The organism is Streptomyces sp. NPDC055013 (genome assembly GCF_053608645.1).
Genome location: NZ_JBSGVW010000013.1, coordinates 167504 through 189121 on the forward strand (window position 1 = coordinate 167504; position 21618 = coordinate 189121).

18 protein-coding genes, 1 tRNA gene and 1 pseudogene are annotated in these 21618 nt (G+C 67.9%); 13 read left to right on the forward strand and 7 right to left on the reverse strand.

Going from position 1 to position 21618, the window contains the following annotated elements; all coding sequences use genetic code 11:
- The first annotated feature begins 15 nt into the window (after nt 1-15).
- Both ACWGDB_RS19155 and ACWGDB_RS19160 read left to right on the forward strand, forming a co-directional pair.
- On the forward strand, nt 16-1476 hold the full coding sequence (locus ACWGDB_RS19155) for an MFS transporter (RefSeq protein ID WP_453823487.1): 1461 nt from the start codon (nt 16-18) through the stop codon (nt 1474-1476).
- Between the two features lie 430 nt (nt 1477-1906).
- Nucleotides 1907-2962: a UDP-N-acetylmuramate dehydrogenase gene (locus tag ACWGDB_RS19160; RefSeq protein ID WP_453823488.1), complete on the forward strand. Its 1056-nt coding sequence runs from the start codon at nt 1907-1909 to the stop codon at nt 2960-2962.
- A gap of 27 nt (nt 2963-2989) precedes the next feature.
- On the opposite strand, the gene ACWGDB_RS19165 is transcribed toward ACWGDB_RS19160, so the two are convergent.
- Nucleotides 2990-3622, reverse strand: a complete 633-nt coding sequence (locus ACWGDB_RS19165) for an NAD(P)-dependent oxidoreductase (RefSeq protein WP_453823489.1) — start codon at nt 3620-3622, stop codon at nt 2990-2992.
- A 140-nt stretch (nt 3623-3762) separates the two neighbouring features.
- Here ACWGDB_RS19165 and ACWGDB_RS19170 point away from each other — a divergent pair, with 140 nt between their 5' ends.
- Nucleotides 3763-4359: a TetR/AcrR family transcriptional regulator gene (locus ACWGDB_RS19170; RefSeq protein WP_406198551.1), complete on the forward strand. Its 597-nt coding sequence runs from the start codon at nt 3763-3765 to the stop codon at nt 4357-4359.
- Between the two features lie 21 nt (nt 4360-4380).
- On the opposite strand, the gene ACWGDB_RS19175 is transcribed toward ACWGDB_RS19170, so the two are convergent.
- Nucleotides 4381-5409 carry an adenosine deaminase gene (locus ACWGDB_RS19175; RefSeq protein ID WP_427840388.1) on the reverse strand — a complete coding sequence of 343 codons (1029 nt, stop codon included), beginning with the start codon at nt 5407-5409 and terminating at the stop codon, nt 4381-4383.
- Nucleotides 5410-5552: 143 nt separating this feature from the next.
- Nucleotides 5553-6779, reverse strand: a complete 1227-nt coding sequence (locus ACWGDB_RS19180; protein ID WP_453823490.1) for a pyridoxal phosphate-dependent aminotransferase — start codon at nt 6777-6779, stop codon at nt 5553-5555.
- Between the two features lie 284 nt (nt 6780-7063).
- On the opposite strand from ACWGDB_RS19180, the gene ACWGDB_RS19185 reads away from it, so the two are divergent.
- The 3 genes from ACWGDB_RS19185 to nusG all read left to right on the forward strand — a co-directional run bounded on the left by ACWGDB_RS19185 (nt 7064) and on the right by nusG (nt 8419).
- Nucleotides 7064-7136: transfer RNA gene (locus ACWGDB_RS19185), tRNA-Trp, on the forward strand.
- A 108-nt stretch (nt 7137-7244) separates the two neighbouring features.
- Nucleotides 7245-7529: a preprotein translocase subunit SecE gene (gene secE / locus ACWGDB_RS19190; protein WP_234761724.1), complete on the forward strand. Its 285-nt coding sequence runs from the start codon at nt 7245-7247 to the stop codon at nt 7527-7529.
- Between the two features lie 80 nt (nt 7530-7609).
- Complete coding sequence (gene nusG / locus ACWGDB_RS19195) at nt 7610-8419, forward strand: transcription termination/antitermination protein NusG (RefSeq protein ID WP_369272840.1); 810 nt, start codon at nt 7610-7612, stop codon at nt 8417-8419.
- A gap of 8 nt (nt 8420-8427) precedes the next feature.
- Here the strand turns inward: nusG and ACWGDB_RS19200 are convergent, their stop codons facing one another.
- From ACWGDB_RS19200 to ACWGDB_RS19215, 4 genes and pseudogenes are all read right to left on the reverse strand, one after another.
- Nucleotides 8428-9741, reverse strand: a complete 1314-nt coding sequence (locus ACWGDB_RS19200; protein ID WP_453823491.1) for a tyrosine-type recombinase/integrase — start codon at nt 9739-9741, stop codon at nt 8428-8430.
- Complete coding sequence (locus ACWGDB_RS19205; RefSeq protein ID WP_453823492.1) at nt 9741-9938, reverse strand: helix-turn-helix transcriptional regulator; 198 nt, start codon at nt 9936-9938, stop codon at nt 9741-9743. Before ACWGDB_RS19205 ends, ACWGDB_RS19200 begins: the two co-directional genes overlap by 1 nt.
- Nucleotides 9935-11291 (reverse strand): annotated as a pseudogene (gene repSA, locus ACWGDB_RS19210) (replication initiator protein RepSA). Before repSA ends, ACWGDB_RS19205 begins: the two are co-directional and overlap by 4 nt.
- 60 nt (nt 11292-11351) lie before the next feature.
- Nucleotides 11352-11546, reverse strand: a complete 195-nt coding sequence (locus ACWGDB_RS19215; RefSeq protein WP_453823517.1) for a hypothetical protein — start codon at nt 11544-11546, stop codon at nt 11352-11354.
- Nucleotides 11547-12991: 1445 nt separating this feature from the next.
- Between ACWGDB_RS19215 and rplK the strand changes: the two genes are divergently transcribed.
- The 7 genes from rplK (at nt 12992) to rpoB (ending at nt 21526) form a co-directional block, all read left to right on the forward strand.
- On the forward strand, nt 12992-13426 hold the full coding sequence (rplK, locus tag ACWGDB_RS19220; protein ID WP_028805116.1) for a 50S ribosomal protein L11: 435 nt from the start codon (nt 12992-12994) through the stop codon (nt 13424-13426).
- A gap of 78 nt (nt 13427-13504) precedes the next feature.
- Nucleotides 13505-14230, forward strand: a complete 726-nt coding sequence (gene rplA / locus ACWGDB_RS19225; RefSeq protein ID WP_383615500.1) for a 50S ribosomal protein L1 — start codon at nt 13505-13507, stop codon at nt 14228-14230.
- Nucleotides 14231-14368: 138 nt separating this feature from the next.
- The gene (locus ACWGDB_RS19230) at nt 14369-15175 is read left to right on the forward strand and encodes a hypothetical protein (protein ID WP_453823493.1); all 807 of its coding nucleotides are present in this window, start codon (nt 14369-14371) and stop codon (nt 15173-15175) included.
- Between the two features lie 86 nt (nt 15176-15261).
- The gene (locus ACWGDB_RS19235) at nt 15262-16110 is read left to right on the forward strand and encodes a hypothetical protein (protein ID WP_453823494.1); all 849 of its coding nucleotides are present in this window, start codon (nt 15262-15264) and stop codon (nt 16108-16110) included.
- Nucleotides 16111-16400: 290 nt separating this feature from the next.
- Nucleotides 16401-16931, forward strand: a complete 531-nt coding sequence (gene rplJ, locus ACWGDB_RS19240) for a 50S ribosomal protein L10 (RefSeq protein ID WP_215119470.1) — start codon at nt 16401-16403, stop codon at nt 16929-16931.
- Nucleotides 16932-17045: 114 nt separating this feature from the next.
- On the forward strand, nt 17046-17435 hold the full coding sequence (rplL, locus tag ACWGDB_RS19245) for a 50S ribosomal protein L7/L12 (protein ID WP_062706819.1): 390 nt from the start codon (nt 17046-17048) through the stop codon (nt 17433-17435).
- Nucleotides 17436-18040: 605 nt separating this feature from the next.
- A complete protein-coding gene (gene rpoB, locus ACWGDB_RS19250) occupies nt 18041-21526 on the forward strand; it encodes a DNA-directed RNA polymerase subunit beta (RefSeq protein ID WP_427840384.1) in 3486 nt (1161 codons plus the stop codon).
- Nucleotides 21527-21618: the final 92 nt, after the last annotated feature.

Below are 21618 nucleotides of genomic sequence, written 5' to 3' on the forward strand. Positions count from 1 at the left end.
ACCTCTGGGGGAGCGATGTCACACCAGACCGAACAGAACGCGCGGACCGCGCGCCGTGGCGGGGCTGCCTGGGCCCTGATCATCACCAGCGTCGCCGGGTTCATGGCGGCGCTCGACAACCTCGTCGTCACCACCGCACTGCCCGCCATTCGCGAGGACCTGGGCGGCGGGCTGCACGACCTGGAGTGGACGGTGAGTGCGTACACACTCACCTTCGCCGTCCTGCTGATGTTCGGCGCGGCACTCGGCGACCGCTTCGGGCGCCGCCGGCTCTTCCTCGTCGGCATCTCGATCTTCACCGCCGCGTCCGCCGCCGCGGCCCTCGCGCCCGGCATCGACTCCCTGATCGCCGCCCGCGCGGTGCAGGGCGCCGGTGCGGCGATCATGATGCCGCTGACGCTGACCTTGCTGACGGCCGCCGTGCCCGCGGCCAAGCGCGGGATGGCGTACGGCATCTGGGGTGCCGTCAACGGGCTCGCGATCGCGTCCGGGCCGCTGATCGGCGGCAGCCTCACCGAGCACATCTCCTGGCAGTGGATCTTCTGGCTGAACGTTCCGCTGGGTCTGGCCCTGCTGCCGCTCGCCCGGCTGCGCCTCGCCGAGTCGTACGGCGTCGGCGTCCGGCTCGACATCCCCGGCACCCTGCTCGCCAGCGGCGGTCTCTTCGGGATCGTGTACGGCCTGGTGCGCGGCCCCGCCGACGGCTGGACCGGAGGCCTGGTCCTGACCGGCCTGTTCGCCGGAGGCGCGCTGCTGGTCGGGTTCGTCCTCTACAGCACGCGCGCCCAGAACCCGATGCTGCCGATGCGGCTGTTCCGCTCCCGGGCGTTCTCCGGGATCAATGCCGCGAGCATGCTGATGTTCCTGGGCATGTTCGGGTCGATCTTCCTGCTCAGCCAGTACATGCAGATCGTGCTCGGCTACTCGCCGACGGAGGCTGGGCTGCGGATGCTGCCGTGGACCGGCATGCCGATGCTCGTCGCGCCGATCGCGGGCATCCTCGCCGACCGCATCGGTGGCCGGCCCGTCGTGGCCACCGGACTGTTCCTCCAGGCCGCCGGCCTCGCCTACATGGCGTCCGTGGCCACCGTCGACGTCTCCTACGCCGCCCAGCTGCCCGGCCTGATCATCAGCGGCATCGGCATGGCCCTGTTCTTCGCCCCGGCCGCCCACTTGGTCATGTCCAGCGTCCGCGTCTCGGAGCAGGGCATCGCGTCCGGCGCGAACAACGCGCTGCGCGAGGTCGGCGGCGCGCTCGGCATCGCCGTCATGGCGTCGATCTTCTCCGCGCAGGGCGGGTACGAGACCGGCCAGACCTTCGTCGACGGGCTGCGGCCTGCGCTGGTCACCGGTGCGGGGGTGGTGGCTCTCGCGGGGGTGGCTGCACTGCTGATCCCGGGGCGGGGCCGGAGCCGGGGCGACGGGGGTGTGCGGGCGCCGGAGCAGGCGCCGACGCTGGAGGCGGTCGCCGGCTGACCGCGGCGGGGGCGTAGCCGATACCAGTTCTCGCCCCCGCCGCCCCTACCCGTCCCACCCCCAGGAGCTCCGCCCCTTCGACCCCGCCAGGGGGCTGCGCCCCCTGGACCCCCCCATCGGCCTGAACGGCCTCGTCCTCAATCGCCGGACGGGCTGGAATGCCGGGACCGGCGCATAAGAAGGCGCGTACCCCCGCGGCGCCGCACCCGCCCACGGCGGTAAGGGGACGTGCCGGGGGGTGTCCGCCCGCAGTGGCCGGCGTCAAGGAACGGAGCCCTCCCTGCCCGACCCCAACCGCCGGTCCGAGGACGGACACCCCCCGGCTCGGCCCCGACCCACAACGAAACAGCAGGCGCTACGCGAACCCCCACCGGACAGCCACAGGCCGCCGCAGGCACCCCCGCCCCCACCGTCTCGTACTCTTGAGCCCGTGCAGGAACTCCACGACGCCCCCCTCGCCCCCCTCACCACCTTCCGCCTGGGCGGCCCCGCCACCCGGCTGGTCACCGCCACCACCGACGCCGAAGTGATCGACGTCGTGCGCGAAGCCGACGCCGACGGCACCCCGCTGTTGATCATCGGCGGTGGATCGAACCTGGTCATCGGGGACAAGGGCTTCGACGGCACCGCGCTCGTCATCGCCACGAAGGGCTTCGAGCTGGACGGCACCACGCTCGAGCTGGCCGCCGGTGAAGTCTGGACCGACGCCGTCGCCCGCACCGTGGAAGCCGGCCTCGCCGGTATCGAGTGCCTCGCCGGGATCCCCGGCTCCGCAGGCGCCACGCCGATCCAGAACGTCGGCGCGTACGGCCAGGAGGTCTCCTCGACGATCACCGAGGTGATCGCGTACGACCGGCAGGCAGGCCGGACCGTCGTCCTCCCGAACGCCGACTGCGCCTTCTCCTACCGCCACAGCCGCTTCAAGGCCGACCCAGACCGCTACGTCGTGCTGCGCGTCCGCTTCCAGCTGGAGAACGCCGAAGGCCTCTCCGCCCCCATCAAGTACGCCGAGACCGCCCGCGTCCTCGGCGTCGAGCCCGGCGACCGCGTACCTCTCGCCGCCGCACGCGAGACCGTGCTGAAGCTGCGTACCGGGAAGGGCATGGTCCTGGACGCCGAGGACCACGACACCTGGTCGGCCGGCTCCTTCTTCACCAACCCGATCCTCACCGACGAGCAGTTCACGGCCTTTCACGCGCGCGTGCGCCAGCACCTCGGCGCCGACGTGGAGCCGCCCGCGTACCCGGCGGGGGAGGGGCACACCAAGACCTCCGCGGCATGGCTCATCGACAAGGCAGGCTTCACCAAGGGCTACGGCACCGGCCCCGCCCGCATCTCCACCAAGCACACCCTCGCCCTCACCAACCGCGGCGCAGCGACCACCGAGGACCTCCTCGCGCTCGCCCGCGAGGTCGTAGCCGGAGTGCGCGAGGCCTTCGGCGTCACGCTGGTCAACGAGCCGGTGACGGTCGGAGTCAGTCTCTAGCCCCCGGATGCTGCCGTAGCCGGGCCCTCAGTAGGCCACCCCCACCCCCTGCTTCACCGTCGCCGGATCCCCCACCATCCCCAGCATCGCGTGCGCCACATCCGCCCGCCCGACGAAGCGCCCCTTGCCCGGGAACCCGCCAACCACCGTCCGGTACCTGCCGGTGAGCGGCTTGTCCTGGAGGCGCGGCGGCCGTACGACCGTCCAGTCCGTGCCGCTGGCGGCCACCTCGGCCTCCATCTCCCGCAGGTCGGCGTATATGTCCTTGAGGACCGCCGACACGACACCGAGAACGGCACGGTCCAGGACCCCGTCCCCCTCCGGCGCGGGTCCGACCGGCGCGGCGCTGACCACGAGCAGCCGCCGCACCTCCTCGGCCTCCAGGGCCGCAAGCACCGTCCGGGTCAGCCGTGCCGCGACGCCCGCATCCTTGCGCCCGCGGGCCCCGAGGCCGGACAGCACGGCATCCCGTCCGGCGACGGCGGGCCGCAGCGTACCGGGGTCGGTGAGATCTGCTCGGAACACCTCCAGACGGTCACCGGTGAGGGGGAGACGCGCGGGGTCCCGTACGACGGCCGTGACCTCGTGACCGGCGTCCAGGGCCTGGCGGACGATCTCCTTGCCGATACCGCCGGTGGCGCCGAAAACGGTGAGTTTCATGAGAGCTCCCGTACGCATGAGACAGGTCGTTGGATTGCGGGGCAGGGTCGCCCCGGCAGGTGGGTGAGTATTCACTCACCCCTGCACACCTCTAGAGTGAGTAAGTACTCACCCACCCGTCAAGGGCGATTGGACAAGCCATGGAGAACAAGCCGACCCGGGTCCGGCTCCTCGACGCCGCCCACGAGCTGATGCTCACGGTCGGGCTGGCTCGGGCGACGACGAAGGAGATCGCGCGGGCGGCCGGATGTTCCGAGGCGGCGCTCTACAAGCACTTCGACAGCAAGGAAGAGCTGTTCATCCGGGTGCTCACCGAGCGCCTGCCCCCACTGCGCCCCCTGCTCAGCAGCCTCGCCGCCGAGCCGGGCCGACGCTCCCTCGAGGAGAACCTCACCGAGATCGCCCGCCAGGCGGCTCTGTTCTACGAACAGAGCTTCCCGATCGCCGCGTCGCTGTACGCGCAGACCGAGCTCAAGCGGCGGCACGACGACGCCATCCGGCAGATGGGGTCGGGCCCGCACGTGCCGATCCAGGAACTCGACACCTACCTGCGGGCCGAGCAGGAACTGGGCCGGGTCAGCACGGACACGGACACGTTCGCGGCGGCGTCGCTGCTGATGGGAGCCTGCGCACAGCGGGCGTTCGCCTATGACGCGACGAAGGAGGCCGTACGGCCGCCGGTGGACGAGTTCGCCGCCCGGCTGGCCCGCACGCTGCTGGCCGGTATCGCCGACTGATAACGGCCGTGGACGAGCGCCCTAGGCGAGCCAGTCGTCCACCCCGGCCAACAGCTTCGCCTTCACCTCGTCCGGCGCCGCCGACCCTCGCACCGACTGCCGCGCCAGTTCCGCCAGTTCCTCGTCCGTGAAGGCATGGTGCCGGCGGGCGATGTCGTACTGGGCGGCCAGACGCGAGCCGAAGAGCAGGGGGTCGTCGGCGCCCAGAGCCATCGGAACCCCGGCCTCGTACAGCGTCCGCAGCGGGATGTCCTCCGGCTTCTCGTAGACGCCGAGGGCGACGTTCGACGCGGGGCAGACCTCGCACGTCACGCCCCTGTCGGCGAGGCGCTTCAGCAGCCGCGGGTCCTCGGCGGCGCGCACCCCGTGGCCGATCCGGTTCGCGTCGAGGTCGTCCAGGCAGTCACGGACCGAGGACGGGCCGGTCAGCTCGCCGCCGTGCGGAGCCGACAGCAGGCCGCCCTCACGGGCGATGTGGAAGGCACGGTCGAAGTCCCGCGCCATGCCCCGGCGCTCGTCGTTCGACAGCCCGAAGCCGACCACGCCCCGGTCGGCGTACCGCACCGCGAGCCGCGCCAGCGTGCGGGCGTCCAGGGGGTGCTTCATCCGGTTCGCGGCGACCAGGACGCGCATCCCGATCCCCGTGTCCCGCGCGGCCGCCTCCACCGCGTCCAGGATGATCTCCAGCGTCGGAATCAGACCGCCCAGCCGGGGCGCGTACGACGTCGGGTCGACCTGGATCTCCAGCCAGCCGGAACCGTCCCTGACGTCCTCCTCCGCGGCCTCTCTGACCAGCCGCTGGATGTCCTCCGGCTGCCGCAGGCACGAGCGGGCGGCGTCGTACAGGCGCTGGAAGCGGAACCAGCCCCGCTCGTCCGTCGCCCGCAGTTTCGGCGACTCCCCACGCGTCAGCGCGTCGGTCAGCGCCTCGGGCAGGCGCACGCCGTACTTGTCGGCCAGTTCCAGCAGGGTCGCCGGCCGCATCGAGCCGGTGAAGTGCAGGTGCAGATGGGCTTTCGGCAGTTCAGAGACATCACGTACACGCTCCATTCCAGGATCCTGCCGTACGTGTCCGCCGTCCCGGTAGCGGTTTCCCCTTTAGTGGTCTTGCTCGCACAAACAAATGGGTCACCCACGAAAAATGGGTCGCCTCCGGAAAACCGGAGGCGACCCATGAGAACGGAAGGCGGACGTCAGTCCCTGGCCTCCGCCAGCAGCTTCTGGATGCGGCTCACGCCCTCGACGAGGTCCTCGTCCCCGAGCGCGTACGACAGGCGCAGATACCCCGGCGTGCCGAAGGCCTCGCCCGGCACCACCGCGACCTCGGCCTCCTCCAGGATCAGCGCGGCCAGCTCGACCGTGTCCTGCGGGCGCTTGCCGCGGATCTCCTTGCCGAGCAGGGCCTTGACCGACGGGTACGCGTAGAAGGCACCCTCGGGCTCCGGGCAGAGCACGCCGTCGATCTCGTTGAGCATCCGCACGATCGTCTTGCGGCGGCGGTCGAAGGCCTCCCGCATCTTCGCGACCGCGTCCAGGTCACCGGACACCGCGGCCAGCGCGGCGACCTGGGCGACGTTCGAGACGTTCGACGTGGCGTGCGACTGCAGGTTGGTCGCGGCCTTCACCACGTCCTTCGGGCCGATGATCCAGCCGACCCGCCAGCCCGTCATGGCGTACGTCTTGGCGACACCGTTGACCACGATGCACTTGTCGCGCAGCTCCGGCAGGACCGCGGGCAGCGACACGGACACCGTGTCGCCGTAGACCAGGTGCTCGTAGATCTCGTCCGTCAGCACCCACAGGCCGTGCTCGACGGCCCAGCGGCCGATGGCCTCGGTCTCGGCCTCGCTGTAGACCGCGCCCGTCGGATTGGACGGCGACACGAAGAGGACGACCTTCGTCTTCTCCGTACGGGCCGCCTCCAGCTGCTCCACGGAGACGCGGTAGCCGGTCGTCTCGTCGGCGACGACGTCGACCGGGACGCCGCCCGCGAGACGGATCGACTCCGGGTACGTCGTCCAGTACGGGGCCGGGACGATGACCTCGTCGCCCGGGTCGAGGATCGCGGCGAAGGCCTCGTAGATGGCCTGCTTGCCACCGTTGGTGATCAGGATCTGCGACACGTCGGGCTCGTAGCCGGAGTCGCGCAGCGTCTTCGCGGCGATCGCGGCCTTCAGCTCGGGCAGACCGCCGGCGGGGGTGTAGCGGTGGTACTTCGGGTTCTTGCAGGCCTCGATGGCGGCCTCGACGATGTAGTCCGGGGTCGGGAAGTCGGGCTCACCGGCGCCGAAGCCGATCACCGGACGCCCGGCGGCCTTGAGGGCCTTGGCCTTGGCGTCCACGGCGAGGGTGGCGGACTCGGAGATCGCGCCGACTCGGGTGGAGACCCGGCGCTCGGTCGGAGGGGTTGCAGGGCTCATGGGCCCATCGTTTCAGACAGGAAACGCGCCCGGCACGGGGGTTTCACGGACTGAACATCAGTTGAACAACCGTGCGGATCGCGGCCTCGGCCAGCGGATCTTGTGTTCGGCGGCCGGTGATCTTCGGCCGATCTTTCGCCGACCAAGCCTCCCACGGGCACTTTCTGTTCGACGGCGCGCCCAGGACCACGTACACTCTCACCTCGTTGGCCTTCAGCGGTCCGCAGTCGCAGGGTGTACACCGAGCACCCGTCCGGATGCGGTACGTTGGTGGACAGACACAAAGGGTCGTAGCTCAATTGGTAGAGCACTGGTCTCCAAAACCAGCGGTTGGGGGTTCAAGTCCCTCCGGCCCTGCTACACACACCTTCGCCAGGATGTGTGCGCATGTACGTACAGCAATGCACCGCCGTGCGGCTCAGACCGGGCGCGGCACGGCCACGACCCGGAATCAGGTGAGGACGAGTGACGGACGCCGTGGGCTCCATCGACATGCCTGATGCCCAGGACGAGGCGCCTGAGTCCAAGAAGACTCGCAAGGGTGGTAAGCGCGCCAAGAAGGGCCCGCTGAAGCGACTCGCGCTCTTCTACCGCCAGATCGTCGCGGAACTCCGCAAGGTTGTCTGGCCGACGCGTAACCAGCTGACGACGTACACCACAGTGGTGATCATCTTCGTCGTCATCATGATCGGTCTCGTGACCGTGATTGACTATGGGCTCGACAACGCCGCCAAGTACGTCTTCGGCTGAGCCAAGAGCGAAGGGCGCCGTGGTTACCGGCGCCCCTTTCGCATGTTCCACCCCTATGTATCCAGGAAGAAGCAGCCACCGTGTCTGACCAGAACCTGAACGACGCCGTCGAGCCGGACGAGTCCGTGGAAGACGAGCTCGACATCGTCGAGGGCGCGGACGAGGACCTGGACGAGGTCGAGGCTGCCGATGCCGAGGCGGGCGAGCCCGCCGAGGAAGCCGCGCTGCACGTCGAGGACGAGGAAGAGGCCCCCGAGGAGGAGGCCGAGCCCGTCGACCCCGTCGCCGCCCTGCGCGAGGAGCTCCGCACGCTGCCCGGCGAGTGGTACGTGATCCACACCTACGCCGGCTACGAGAACCGCGTGAAGACCAACCTGGAGCAGCGCGCCGTCTCGCTGAACGTCGAGGACTACATCTTCCAGGCCGAGGTGCCGCAGGAAGAGGTCGTCCAGATCAAGAACGGCGACCGCAAGACGATCAAGCAGAACAAGCTGCCGGGCTACGTCCTGGTCCGCATGGACCTGACCAACGAGTCCTGGGGCGTCGTCCGCAACACCCCCGGCGTCACCGGCTTCGTGGGCAACGCCTACGACCCGTACCCGCTGACCCTGGACGAGATCGTCAAGATGCTCGCCCCGGAGGCCGAGGAGAAGGCCGCCCGCGAGGCCGCCGAGGCCGAGGGCAAGCCCGCTCCGCAGCGCAAGGTCGAGGTCCAGGTGCTGGACTTCGAGGTCGGCGACTCGGTCACCGTCACCGACGGCCCGTTCGCCACGCTGCAGGCCACGATCAACGAGATCAACGCCGACTCGAAGAAGGTCAAGGGCCTCGTCGAGATCTTCGGCCGCGAGACCCCGGTCGAGCTCAGCTTCGACCAGATCCAGAAGAACTAGGTCAACGATCATCCGAAAGAGCCCCTGACCAGCGGTTTCCCGTTGGGCAGGGGCTCTCTCGTGTCCAGCGGGCCGTCACTGGGCCGTCGGACGCCCCGGGCCTTGCGGTAGACCGCATCCACGGCCTTGCGAGTCCGGGTCTCGCTGGTCGGCATCAGGTGCGTGTACGTCCGGAGGGTGAACCCGGGATCGCCATGTCCCAGGTAGGTGCTCACGGCCTTGACGCTCTCTCCGGCATCCAGGAGCACCGAGGCGTAGAAGTGCCTGAGCGCGTGCATGCCGTCTTCGCGGGCTTCCTTGTACCGCTCGCCAGGACCAGGCGCCGGGATCACACCGGCCGCAGCCAACGCGGGTTTCCAAACGTGGGCGTTGAAGTCGTTCCGGCGGAGCGCGCCGCCCTCCTGAGTGGTGAAGTACAGGAGTTTGGTCACCGACGGTCCGTCCGAGCGCAGCCAAGGCAACGTGACCTCAACCGGCGGGATGGCAGTCATGTGCGTTGCGAGTACAGCCGCCACTGCGTCGGGGAGGGGAACGTCACGCAGCTTGTTGTTCTTGGGCGGTGCGAAGATCAGGTGACCGTTCACCAGCTTCACCTGTTGGGTGACATGTAGCACACCGGCCAGCGCATCCACGTCATCCACGGCGAGCCCGAAGATCTCGCCCTGTCGAAGGCCACAGCCCGCGCCGACGTCGATCATGGCCCCGAGTCGATCAGGCATCCCGGCTCGAACCGCGAAGACCCGATCAGGCGTCCAGGGTGTGACCCTTCCAGGGGACGGCTTGGGCGGTCGGACCGAGCCAGCACGGCACGGGTTGCGAGCGAGGTAGCCGTCATCCACGGCGGCCGATAGCACGGCAGACACGTTCCCGAAGATCACGCGTCGGTACGAGCTGGCGGCTCCCGTGTCCTCCAGGAGCCGAGCCCAAGCGCGGATATGCGAAGGCTGGAAGGAAGCCAGCGGCCGAGTGCCCAGATATGGGAAGGCATGAAGCCGCAGTCGACTCTCGACCGCGACGCGGGTAGCCGGATCAGTTGTCTGTGAGGCAACCCAGTCGTCGGCGTACTGCTTGAACGTGATCTTTCCGGCCTTGGGATCGATGTACTGCCCGCGCGCCATGTCGGCCTCGATGTGGCTAAGCCACGTCTCGGCCAACCGCTTCTGTCGATCAGGGAAGCTCTTGGACTTCTCGGAACCGTCCGGGCCGATGTAGCGAGCGCGGTAGCGCATGCCCGTGCCGTAGCGCTCGGTTTTGACCTTGACCGTTTTGCCGTTCGGTCCGGTCTCGGTCTTGTACCAGCGGTCTTGGATGTGTCCGGCCATCAGGCGGCCCCTTCCATCAGGGACTCGACCCAGGCCTGTACGTCCTCGGGGTCGAAGCGGAGGTGCCGGCCGACGCGGAAGCCGCGAGGCCCGGTGCCCTTGCGGCGCCACTGGTACACGGTGTCGACGCTCGGCAGCCGCAGCATGACCACGAGGTCTTCGGGGGTGAGGTACTGAATGGGAAGTGACCGCTTCATGCGCACACCTCCCAGTCGTCCAGGTCGGCGAGGGCTTCTCGTGCGATCTCTCGGTTCAGTCGGATCTGCGATCGATGCGGCCAGCCAGGACTCGCCCGGCGTGTGGCCTTGTCCGGCGTAGGTCCAGTGGGCGAGCACGAGCGTGGAGCCCTCCGAGTCGTCGAGGTCCTTGGAGAGCCCACGCTCACGGCGTTCCTGTCGGGCCCGGTAGTCGGCGCGCACCTGGCGCAGGGCGCCCAGGGTGGTGGAGTAGCTGCGGGACTTGGTGGAGAAGTGCCCGCGGAAGCCGAGCATGTGAGCCCAGCGGGCCAGCATGCGTTCCGGGTAGGCGTCGTCGGGGTCCCAGCAGGCTTCAATGAGTCGTCGTGTGTGGTCGGGCAGGGACAGCTTGTCGAGTTCGGCCAGTTCCCCGATGCGGCGGTCCACGGTGCCGGTGGTCTCGGCTGCCTTGGTGGCGTACTTGGCCACGTACGAGGCCACTGCCTGTTCGGTCAGTTCCTCGTGACCGAGGGCGCCGATCGGTTGCACGTCGACCTGGGTGCCCCACCGCAGCGTGCGGGCAGGGAAGTCGCCGGAGGCAGGCACTGGCACGGACACCCGTCCGGCAGCCGCCTTGATCGCGTCGTCCAGGAGCGCGACAGTGGCCCACGCTGGCGGAGGCGTGTCCGGCCCGTCGGGACCGTCCAGGCGCACCACGGCGTGGAAGTGCACAGAGCCGCGCTTCTGGAACTCGGCGACCTTGCCGAAGGAGACCCGGCACACCTCCTTCATGGCCGACTGGGTCAGGCCCGCGCGAGCGGCGATCTCCCGCCGGAGGTAGATCGTGAACCGGCGCCACAGATCACCGGCGAAGTTGTTGAACAGCACCGCCCCGGCGTAGTCGTACCGGTCCGGAGCGAGCGCCGTACCGAGCGCCGGATCATCGTCGGCGTGGGAGCTCCCGCACCGGCAGCGGCCGGACTCAGGCCGGTTGTGCATGGGCCCGAACGACGGGGCGGTGAGCGTGGCGAAGACCCGGGGGTGATCCCGCACGACCGGAGACACGCCCTTGTTCACGTCGCCGGTGATCCCGGCACGGATCAGGTGGTAGGTGTCCCCCGCGTACGTCCAGGCGCAGGCCGGGCAGCGGGAGGCCCGGCGGTTTCCGCAGGCGACCCGGAGCGTGCCGCCCGGCTCCTGCTCGGTGCTGTACGAGTACAGGACGTCCCCGGTCTTCGCGTCGCGGGTGACGGTCTGGCCCTGGAGGCGGATCGGGTGCGCGCAGCCGCCGGTACGGCGGACCTGTTCCTGCCAGCGGTCGAAGCCGAGGCGATCCGACTCCTTGCTGAGCAAGGCTTGGTGACAGCCCGCCATGGGCGCGGTGTGTTCGTGCGAGAACCACAGCGACTCTTCCGGTTTGGCAGCGACCGCTACTCACTGAAGAACCGCGAGACGGGCCTTATCCCCTTCAGGCTCGAAGCCAAGAAGCAGGGCAAGGTGGCCCGCATCGAAGTCCCCAGCATCGCTCGTGAGGTGCCTCCCCGCGACGTTGCCGCTGACCTCTTCGACATGGCGTATGACCGCCAGGCGCCGCTTTGCCTCACGATCGAGCGGGGGTGTCTTCGACATGTGGATCTCCTAGTGATCAGAGACCCAGGTGTCAACGATGATCGTCAGTTTTAGAAGAGTGAGCAGCCAGAGCCGGTTACAGGTTTCCCTACCTCATCAAGCCCCGGCTGCGCTCCGCTCCGCCGGGCGCGCTTCCCGGCTCCGCTCCGCGCGACGCTCCTGCCTTCGGCCCGCTTCGCGCGGGCTGCGCCGACGCGCGCCCTGGTGAGGGTTGGCCAGCGGCACGAGGTCAGAACACGTCGTGGCTGGGGCGGTCGGCTCCACGGCTTTAGGCAGCCACTTTGGGGCGAGCCTCTAAGATCATGGCCCCAACGTCGTGCTTTAACGGGCAGGTCCACAGACTGCCCGACTCGCCGGAAGCTTAAGGGGCCATGATCACTCGCCCCAAAGCAGCTCCAGCCCAAAGCCGTTCCGCCGACCTAGTCCGGTCGTGGGACGGGCGCATAGCACTGGCTGTCACGGAACGGATGACGTGCCCGTGTCTGGAGTGGGGTCAGCGGTTCTGTCAGGAGCCGGACTGGGGCCAGGGACCGGAGCCGGATCTGTGACGCCGTCGGGGGCCAGGCTCGTGTCTGAGGGAATTGGACGGGTGAAGTAGAGGTGTACGAACAGGGAAAACACTCCGATCACCAGCCACACCAGCAGGACGTAGTGATCGGCAGCTTCTCCTGCGCAGTTGTCGATCTCGACTTCCACGTACGGGAGGGGCATCCCGTACGAGCCGTCCTTCCAGGGCGCTGAACACTCCGCCGGTGTCCCGACCTTCTTTTGGATCGACCAGGAGCAGATCATGGCAGCCAGAAGCCCAGCTATGGCGCCGAAGGCGATGGCTTGAGTGGCCCAGTCGCAGGAGCCTCGCAAACTCCACGAAGAGAGCCGGGATGGTCTGTAGTACCCGGCAAGCAGGCAGGCCAGGGAGAGACCGATCCCTAAGTCGAAGAGGTCATATCTACCTTCTCCTAGGGCCAGCGTCACGGCGCCGGCCAAGAGGGCAGACCCTAGGGCAGCAGGGTCCGAAAGCCTGACAGGCTGAGTCCTCGACACTTGGAGCACGCTAGCTTCGCTGGGGAGCCGCTGTAGTAGGAATGCTGCGTTTCGTGTGCAGTGGTGGCCGGGCCGTCTCTGGGCTGTTCGAGGTGAACCGAGGCTGACAGATGATGACAACTAGCACCGGCATCCGTGCAGGTCAGGAAGCCAGCTACAGTGGCCCGCCGCACGTGACAGAATCGGGTCACCACTTCCAGAAGAACTAGCCCCTTACGGGCTGCTTCGGTCCCTTCTGGACACACCGCTTCCGAGCAGGTCAGATCGGCTCTCGTAGCTGCTCTGACCTGCTCGGTTTTTGGCCGCGCATGGATACCCGTTATCGTAGTGCGGTATGCCTCCATCCGGATGATCCGGACTGGATGGCTGAACACTCTCACTAAGACCCGGAGAGAGAGCACATGCCTCCCAAGAAGAAGAAGGTCACGGGGCTCATCAAGCTCCAGATCCAGGCCGGCGCGGCCAACCCGGCTCCGCCGGTCGGCCCCGCGCTGGGTCAGCACGGCGTCAACATCATGGAGTTCTGCAAGGCCTACAACGCCGCGACCGAGTCGCAGCGCGGTTGGGTCATCCCGGTGGAGATCACGGTCTACGAGGACCGTTCCTTCACCTTCATCACCAAGACTCCGCCGGCCGCCAAGATGATCCTCAAGGCTGCGGGTGTTGAGAAGGGCTCCGGCGAGCCGCACAAGACCAAGGTCGCCAAGATCACCGAGGCGCAGGTCCGCGAGATCGCCACCACGAAGATGCCCGACCTCAACGCCAACGACCTGGACGCCGCCGCGAAGATCATCGCCGGCACCGCCCGTTCCATGGGCATCACGGTCGAGGGCTGATCCCCACCTTCCCAGCAGAAGTGAGTGGCAGGGCCTGCTCGGCCCGGACCACAACTCCTAAGAAACCCAGGAGCAGTAGTGAGCAAGCGCAGCAAGACTCTCCGCGCTGCGGACGCCAAGATCGACCGGGACAAGCTCTACGCCCCGCTCGAGGCCGTCCGTCTCGCCAAGGAGACGTCCGCGACCAAGTTCGACGGCACCGTCGAGGTCGCCTTCCGTCTGGGTGTCGACCCGCGCAAGGCCGACCAGATGGTCCGTGGCACCGTGAACCTTCCGCACGGCACCGGTAAGACCGCCCGGGTCCTGGTCTTCGCGACCGGTGACCGTGCCGAGGCCGCGACTGCCGCGGGCGCCGACATCGTCGGCTCCGACGAGCTCATCGACGAGGTGTCGAAGGGCCGTCTGGACTTCGACGCCGTCGTCGCCACCCCGGACCTCATGGGCAAGGTCGGCCGCCTCGGCCGCGTGCTCGGTCCGCGTGGTCTGATGCCGAACCCGAAGACCGGCACCGTCACCCCCGACGTTGCCAAGGCCGTCACCGAGATCAAGGGCGGCAAGATCGAGTTCCGCGTCGACAAGCACTCGAACCTGCACTTCATCATCGGCAAGGCGTCCTTCGACGACACCAAGCTGGTGGAGAACTACGGCGCCGCGCTGGAGGAGATCCTCCGTCTGAAGCCGTCCGCCGCCAAGGGTCGCTACATCAAGAAGGCCGCCATCACCACCACGATGGGCCCCGGCGTTCCGGTCGACCCGAACCGCACCCGCAACCTCCTCGTCGAGGAGGACCCGGCCGCGGTCTGAGCCAACGGCTCACCAGGCTCGAGACGGGCCCCGCACCCTTCCCGGGTGCGGGGCCCGTACCTGTCTTCCCGTTTGTCTCCTCTGTTTGTCAGTGCCCTGGGTTAACGTGCATTCACGGGATTCGCACAGGGGGGACGAATGACGAGCACGAGGGCGCGCCGGCCGGCGTTGTGGGTCGCGCTGCTGACCGCGCTGACGGCCCTGCCCGCCTGTACGTCTTCCGACGGCCCCGGCGAGGCGGACCGCACCGCGCCCGCCCGCGCCGTGACGGCAGCCCTGCGCACCGTCGAGCGGTCCACCGGACAGGCCGAGTCCGCCCGCGTCAGGTCCACGACCACCATGGGCTCCTCGCTGTCCATGAAGGCCGACGGCACCCTCGCCTGGAGCGACGGCCTCACCGGCACTCTGACGATCACCTACACCGGCGGCACGACGGCAGAGGCGATGCGCCGCCTCGGCACCACGTCGATGGAGGCCCGCTACCTCCCCGACGCCTACTACGCGCGCATGGGCGACAAGTTCGCCGAGAAGACCGACGGCAAGCACTGGATCAAGTACGCCTACGAAGACCTGGACGACCTCGCCGGCAGCTCCGGAGCCGCTCTCGCGGACCAGATGCGGGGGACCGCGCCGCATACGTCCGTGAAGCTGCTGCTGTCCTCCACGGACGCACGCAAGGTCGGCGAGGAGACGGTGAGCGGCGAGCACACCAGGCACTACTCCGGCACGGTAAAGGGGCAAGGCGTCGCGGAGCATACCGTCGACATATGGGTCGACGACCGGGACCTGCTGGTCAAAAAGGTCGAGAAGGGCCGGACGGCCACGGGAGCGATGACCCAGACCGCGTACTACAGCGACTACGGAGTGAAGACCGAGGTCGAGAGACCTGCGGCGGGGGACACAGCGGACCTCAAGGAGCTGCTGAAGAACTCCGAGCGCCGCTGACTGCCGGCTTTTGGCTCCGACACATGAGCCGTGAATTCGAAGACCGTTCCTTGGGGGAACCAATGGGGGAATCAACGCGGCTTGGCGTGCGCGCCTTCGTGCCGCGCTCGGCGGTGGGCGTCGGCCTTGCCGCGGTGCTGCTGGCCGGCTGCGGGACGGGAGTCGACTCGGAGTCGTCCGCGGGCTCATCGGCCGCCGGCGCCGTCGCGCGGGCCGTGGAGAAGTCCGAGGGCGTCACATCCCTCAGCTATCGGGTCACCGGCCAGTTTCCCGAGCGAGGGCGAATAGCGGACGAGGCGACCGTCCGTACGACGCAGCCGGTGGCGGCGCGCCTCAGGACGGCCAATCTGAGTGGCGATCAGCAGGGCGAGTCCGAGCTGAGGTTGGTCGACGGGGTGCTGTACGGCAGCGCGACCGACGACATGGTCAAGGAGATGGGCGGCCGGCACTGGGTCAGCTACGGCCCGAAGGCCGAGTTCACCACGCACGGCGGTCTGCGCATGGACGTCGGCGGCCTGCGCGACCAGGTCAGCCGCAACCCGGCCCGGGAAGCCGCCTTCCTGACAGCCGCCGATGACGTGAAGCAGATCGGCTCCGAGAAGGTCGACGGCGCGGGCACCACGCGCTACTCGGGGACGGCGACCGTCGACGAACTCCGCGCCTCCCTGAGCGAGGTGAAGGACAAGACCGCCCGGGAGGGGCGCGAGAACAGCCTCGACCAGTACGGGAACCTGGGCGTGGACGAGCTCACCCTCGATGTGTGGATCGACGGCGACGACCACATCAAGCGGCTCCGCACCCAGGGCTTCGGGCGCCACGGCACGCTCGACCTCACCTTCACCTTCCTCGACCACGGCAAGGCGGTGACGGTCAGGGCGCCACGCGCCGACGACACCGCGGACCTGCGCAAGCCCCTGAAGGAGAACGGGAGCTGAGCACCGTAGGGACGGATTTGCCTGACGGCGATTCCGTCCCGTACTCTCCTACAGAAGCCAAAGACCGCTGGTCGTTGCCGTGCGCTCGCGAGAGGGTGCGGTGGCCGAAGGATCCGCTGAAAATTGCGGGCGACCCGCGCAGGTGACTGTGGAAGAACTCCCGGAGTGCGTACGTCCCGTATGTGCCGCCGGTCGAGTCCGCCCCGTGCGCCTGCGCCGGGGCGTTTCGTTTTCCCCAGTCCTCCTTCGGGTCCGCGCGGTCCGAATCACCCGGAAGGAGGCCGAGGCTCATGGCGAGGCCAGACAAGGTCGATGCCGTCGAGGAGATGCGGGACAAGTTCCGCAACTCCAACGGCGCCGTCGTTACCGCGTACACCGGTCTCACCGTGGCGCAGCTGCAGCAGCTGCGTCGTTCACTCGGTGAGAACGCTAACTACCGTGTGGCGAAGAACACGCTGACCAAGATTGCGGCCAATGAGGCCGGGATCAACACGATCGACGACCTCTTCACGGGTTCGTCGGCCGTCGCCTTCGTGACCGGCGACCCGGTCGAGGCGGCGAAGGGTCTGCGCGACTTCGCCAAGGACAACCCCAACCTCGTCATCAAGGGCGGTGTCCTTGACGGCAAGGCGCTGTCCGCCGACGACATCAAGAAGCTTGCGGACCTCGAGTCCCGCGAGGTTCTGCTCTCCAAGCTGGCCGGTGCCATGAAGGGCAAGCAGTCCCAGGCTGCCTCTGTCTTCCAGGCGCTGCCGTCGAAGCTCGTCCGCACCGTGGACGCGCTCCGTGCCAAGCAGGACGAGCAGGGCGGTGCCGAGTAACTCGGCTCGCACACTGGCACCCGCTGCCTGAACGCGGAGGCCACAGCGGGCCGACGTACGCCCGCCACACCCAGTACATCCGGCACCTGCCGATTTAGTGGAAGGACCGCCATCATGGCGAAGCTCAGCCAGGAAGACCTGCTCGCGCAGTTCGAGGAGATGACCCTCATCGAGCTCTCCGAGTTCGTGAAGGCGTTCGAGGAGAAGTTCGACGTCACCGCCGCCGCTGCCGCGCCGGTCGTCGTCGCCGGTGGTGCCGCTGGTGGCGCCGCCGCCGAGGCCGTCGAGGAGAAGGACGAGTTCGACGTCATCCTCACCGGCGCCGGCGACAAGAAGATCCAGGTCATCAAGGTCGTGCGTGAGCTGACCTCCCTGGGTCTGAAGGAGGCCAAGGACCTCGTGGACGGCGCCCCGAAGCCCGTTCTCGAGAAGGTCGCCAAGGACGCCGCCGAGAAGGCCGCCGAGTCCCTCAAGGGCGCCGGCGCCTCCGTCGAGGTCAAGTAAGACCTTCCCGGTCCTACTGGTCGACCACGACCTTCGCGCTTGCTGAAAGACAGTCCTCCGGGGCTGTAACGCAGTCGCACCGAAGAGCGATCATCCATTCGGGTGGTCGCTCTTCGGCGTTCCTGGGGGCGCGGCCACGGTTGCCTTGCGCCCGCTACGGCGAGGGGTATGGTGATCTTCGTCGTGTCCCTGGGCGCCTCAGCGTGGGGCATGGGGGCCTTGACGAACCGCACGCAGCGCGCAATTCTCAGGACGCGTCGTCACAAGGATCCGAATCCGAGGCATGGATCGGCGGCGAAGAGGGCAGTATCAACGTGCGTTGAGGGCGAGCATGCCGAGGGCGTTGAGAACGAGGGCGTTGAGAACAACGAGGGTCGCGAAAAACCCGCACTGGACATCAGTGTGCCAAGTGGCTACACTGACCCTTTGCGCTGCCTGTTAGCTGTCCCCTGCCCGTCACCAGGGGCATGCCCTCGCTTGAGCACCGATGACCGGACCTCCCTGACCTGGCCATTCTTTGGTCGGAGAAGGAAACGCCTGTCTCTGTGTCCCTGTGAGGGGCCGGTACGCGCGTAGTGAGTCCGAGCCCTCGGAAGGACCCCCTCTTGGCCGCCTCGCGCACTGCCTCGACCGCGAATACGAACAACGGCGCAAGCACCGCCCCGCTGCGCATCTCCTTTGCAAAGATCAAGGAGCCCCTCGAGGTTCCCAACCTGCTCGCGCTGCAGACCGAGAGCTTTGACTGGCTGCTCGGCAACACCGCCTGGCAGAGTCGGGTCGAGGCGGCTCTGGAGTCCGGTCAGGACGTCCCCACCAAGTCCGGTCTGGAGGAGATCTTCGAGGAGATCTCCCCGATCGAGGACTTCTCCGGGTCGATGTCGCTGACGTTCCGCGACCACCGTTTCGAGCCGCCGAAGAACAGCATCGACGAGTGCAAGGAGCGCGACTTCACGTACGCGGCTCCGCTCTTCGTCACGGCCGAGTTCACCAACAACGAGACCGGCGAGATCAAGTCCCAGACCGTCTTCATGGGCGACTTCCCGCTCATGACGAACAAGGGCACCTTCGTCATCAACGGCACCGAGCGTGTCGTGGTGTCCCAGCTGGTCCGTTCGCCGGGTGTCTACTTCGACTCCTCCATCGACAAGACGTCCGACAAGGACATCTTCTCCGCCAAGATCATCCCGTCCCGGGGTGCCTGGCTGGAGATGGAGATCGACAAGCGCGACATGGTCGGTGTGCGCATCGACCGCAAGCGCAAGCAGTCCGTGACCGTTCTGCTCAAGGCTCTCGGTTGGACGACCGAGCAGATCCTCGAGGAGTTCGGCGAGTACGAGTCCATGCGCGCCACCCTGGAGAAGGACCACACCCAGGGCCAGGACGACGCGCTGCTCGACATCTACCGCAAGCTGCGTCCGGGCGAGCCCCCCACGCGTGAGGCCGCGCAGACGCTTCTGGAGAACCTGTACTTCAACCCGAAGCGTTACGACCTCGCCAAGGTCGGCCGCTACAAGGTCAACAAGAAGCTGGGTGCGGACGCTCCGCTGGACGCGGGCATCCTGACCGTCGAGGACATCATCTCGACGATCAAGTACCTGGTGAAGCTGCACGCCGGCGAGACCGAGACCACCGGGGACAGCGGCGGCACGATCGTCGTCGAGACCGACGACATCGACCACTTCGGCAACCGTCGTCTGCGCAGCGTCGGCGAGCTCATCCAGAACCAGGTCCGTACGGGTCTGGCGCGTATGGAGCGAGTCGTCCGCGAGCGCATGACGACCCAGGACGTCGAGGCGATCACGCCGCAGACCCTGATCAACATCCGGCCGGTCGTCGCCTCCATCAAGGAGTTCTTCGGCACCAGCCAGCTGTCGCAGTTCATGGACCAGAACAACCCGCTGTCGGGTCTCACCCACAAGCGCCGTCTGTCGGCTCTTGGCCCGGGTGGTCTCTCCCGTGAGCGGGCCGGCTTCGAGGTCCGTGACGTGCACCCGTCTCACTACGGCCGTATGTGCCCGATCGAGACTCCCGAAGGCCCGAACATCGGTCTGATCGGTTCGCTGGCCTCGTACGGCCGCGTCAACGCGTTCGGTTTCGTCGAGACGCCGTACCGCCGGGTCACCGACGGTGTCGTCACCGACGAGGTCGACTACCTGACGGCCGACGAAGAGGACCGCTTCGTCATCGCGCAGGCCAACGCCACGCTCTCGGACGACATGCGGTTCGCCGAGAACCGCGTCCTCGTCCGTCGCCGTGGTGGTGAGGTCGACTACGTCGCGGGTGACGACGTGGACTACATGGACGTCTCGCCGCGCCAGATGGTGTCGGTCGCGACCGCCATGATCCCGTTCCTCGAGCACGACGACGCCAACCGTGCCCTCATGGGCGCGAACATGATGCGTCAGGCCGTGCCGCTGATCAAGTCCGAGTCCCCGCTCGTCGGCACCGGCATGGAGTACCGCTCCGCGGTCGACGCCGGCGACGTGGTCAAGGCCGAGAAGGACGGTGTGGTCCAGGAGGTCTCCGCGGACTACATCACCACCGCCAACGACGACGGCACGTACATCACGTACCGCCTGGCCAAGTTCTCCCGGTCCAACCAGGGCACCTCGGTCAACCAGAAGGTCATCGTCAACGAGGGCGACCGGATCATCACGGGCCAGGTGCTCGCCGACGGTCCCGCCACCCAGAACGGCGAGATGGCGCTGGGCAAGAACCTGCTCGTGGCGTTCATGCCGTGGGAGGGTCACAACTACGAGGACGCGATCATCCTGTCGCAGCGCCTCGTGCAGGACGACGTCCTCTCCTCGATCCACATCGAGGAGCACGAGGTCGACGCCCGTGACACCAAGCTCGGCCCCGAGGAGATCACCCGGGACATCCCGAACGTCTCCGAGGAGGTCCTCGCCGACCTCGACGAGCGCGGCATCATCCGTATCGGTGCCGAGGTCATCGCCGGTGACATCCTCGTCGGCAAGGTCACGCCCAAGGGTGAGACCGAGCTGACGCCGGAGGAGCGCCTGCTGCGCGCGATCTTCGGTGAGAAGGCCCGTGAGGTCCGTGACACCTCGCTGAAGGTGCCGCACGGCGAGACCGGCAAGGTCATCGGCGTCCGCGTCTTCGACCGCGAGGAGGGCGACGAGCTTCCCCCCGGTGTGAACCAGCTGGTGCGCGTGTACGTGGCGCAGAAGCGCAAGATCACCGACGGTGACAAGCTCGCCGGCCGACACGGCAACAAGGGTGTCATCTCCAAGATCCTGCCCATCGAGGACATGCCGTTCCTCGAGGACGGGACTCCGGTCGACATCATCCTCAACCCGCTGGGTGTGCCGTCCCGAATGAACCCGGGACAGGTCCTGGAGATCCACCTCGGCTGGCTCGCCAGCCGCGGCTGGGACGTCTCCGGCCTCGCGGAGGAGTGGGCGCAGCGCCTCCAGGTGATCGGCGCCGACTCCGTCGCCCCCGGCACCAACGTCGCGACCCCGGTCTTCGACGGTGCGCGTGAGGACGAGCTCGCCGGTCTGCTCGAGCACACGATCCCGAACCGCGACGGCGAGCGCATGGTGCTCCCGACCGGTAAGGCCCCGCTGTTCGACGGCCGCTCGGGTGAGCCGTTCCCGGAGCCGATCTCGGTCGGCTACATGTACATCCTGAAGCTGCACCACCTGGTCGACGACAAGCTGCACGCCCGTTCGACCGGCCCGTACAGCATGATCACCCAGCAGCCGCTGGGTGGTAAGGCCCAGTTCGGTGGCCAGCGCTTCGGTGAGATGGAGGTGTGGGCGCTGGAGGCATACGGCGCCGCGTACGCCCTCCAGGAGCTGCTGACCATCAAGTCCGACGACGTCACCGGCCGCGTGAAGGTCTACGAGGCCATCGTCAAGGGCGAGAACATCCCCGAGCCCGGCATCCCCGAGTCCTTCAAGGTGCTCATCAAGGAGATGCAGTCGCTCTGCCTGAACGTGGAGGTGCTGTCCAGCGACGGTATGTCCATCGAGATGCGTGACACCGACGAGGACGTCTTCCGCGCTGCGGAGGAGCTCGGCATCGACCTGTCCCGGCGCGAGCCGAGCAGCGTCGAAGAGGTCTGACGGGAGTCCGGCGGGGCCCTTACCCACAGGGCTCCGCCGACCCCCAGGCCCCCGTTTCAGACCCCAAGACTTACAACCCTGAGAGGGATTGA

What these genes read in the sequence shown, in the direction of transcription:
- rplJ (WP_215119470.1), top strand. Translation starts at nt 16,401, where the DNA reads ATGGCGAGGCCAGACAAGGTCGATGCCGTCGAGGAGATGCGGGACAAG.
- rplL (WP_062706819.1), top strand. Translation starts at nt 17,046, where the DNA reads ATGGCGAAGCTCAGCCAGGAAGACCTGCTCGCGCAGTTCGAGGAGATG.
- ACWGDB_RS19180 (WP_453823490.1), bottom strand. Translation starts at nt 6,779, where the DNA reads ATGAGCCCTGCAACCCCTCCGACCGAGCGCCGGGTCTCCACCCGAGTC.
- ACWGDB_RS19155 (WP_453823487.1), top strand. Translation starts at nt 16, where the DNA reads ATGTCACACCAGACCGAACAGAACGCGCGGACCGCGCGCCGTGGCGGG.
- rplK (WP_028805116.1), top strand. Translation starts at nt 12,992, where the DNA reads ATGCCTCCCAAGAAGAAGAAGGTCACGGGGCTCATCAAGCTCCAGATC.
- ACWGDB_RS19165 (WP_453823489.1), bottom strand. Translation starts at nt 3,622, where the DNA reads ATGAAACTCACCGTTTTCGGCGCCACCGGCGGTATCGGCAAGGAGATC.
- ACWGDB_RS19200 (WP_453823491.1), bottom strand. Translation starts at nt 9,741, where the DNA reads ATGGCCGGACACATCCAAGACCGCTGGTACAAGACCGAGACCGGACCG.
- ACWGDB_RS19175 (WP_427840388.1), bottom strand. Translation starts at nt 5,409, where the DNA reads ATGGAGCGTGTACGTGATGTCTCTGAACTGCCGAAAGCCCATCTGCAC.
- ACWGDB_RS19215 (WP_453823517.1), bottom strand. Translation starts at nt 11,546, where the DNA reads ATGTCGAAGACACCCCCGCTCGATCGTGAGGCAAAGCGGCGCCTGGCG.
- ACWGDB_RS19205 (WP_453823492.1), bottom strand. Translation starts at nt 9,938, where the DNA reads ATGAAGCGGTCACTTCCCATTCAGTACCTCACCCCCGAAGACCTCGTG.
- ACWGDB_RS19170 (WP_406198551.1), top strand. Translation starts at nt 3,763, where the DNA reads ATGGAGAACAAGCCGACCCGGGTCCGGCTCCTCGACGCCGCCCACGAG.
- ACWGDB_RS19230 (WP_453823493.1), top strand. Translation starts at nt 14,369, where the DNA reads ATGACGAGCACGAGGGCGCGCCGGCCGGCGTTGTGGGTCGCGCTGCTG.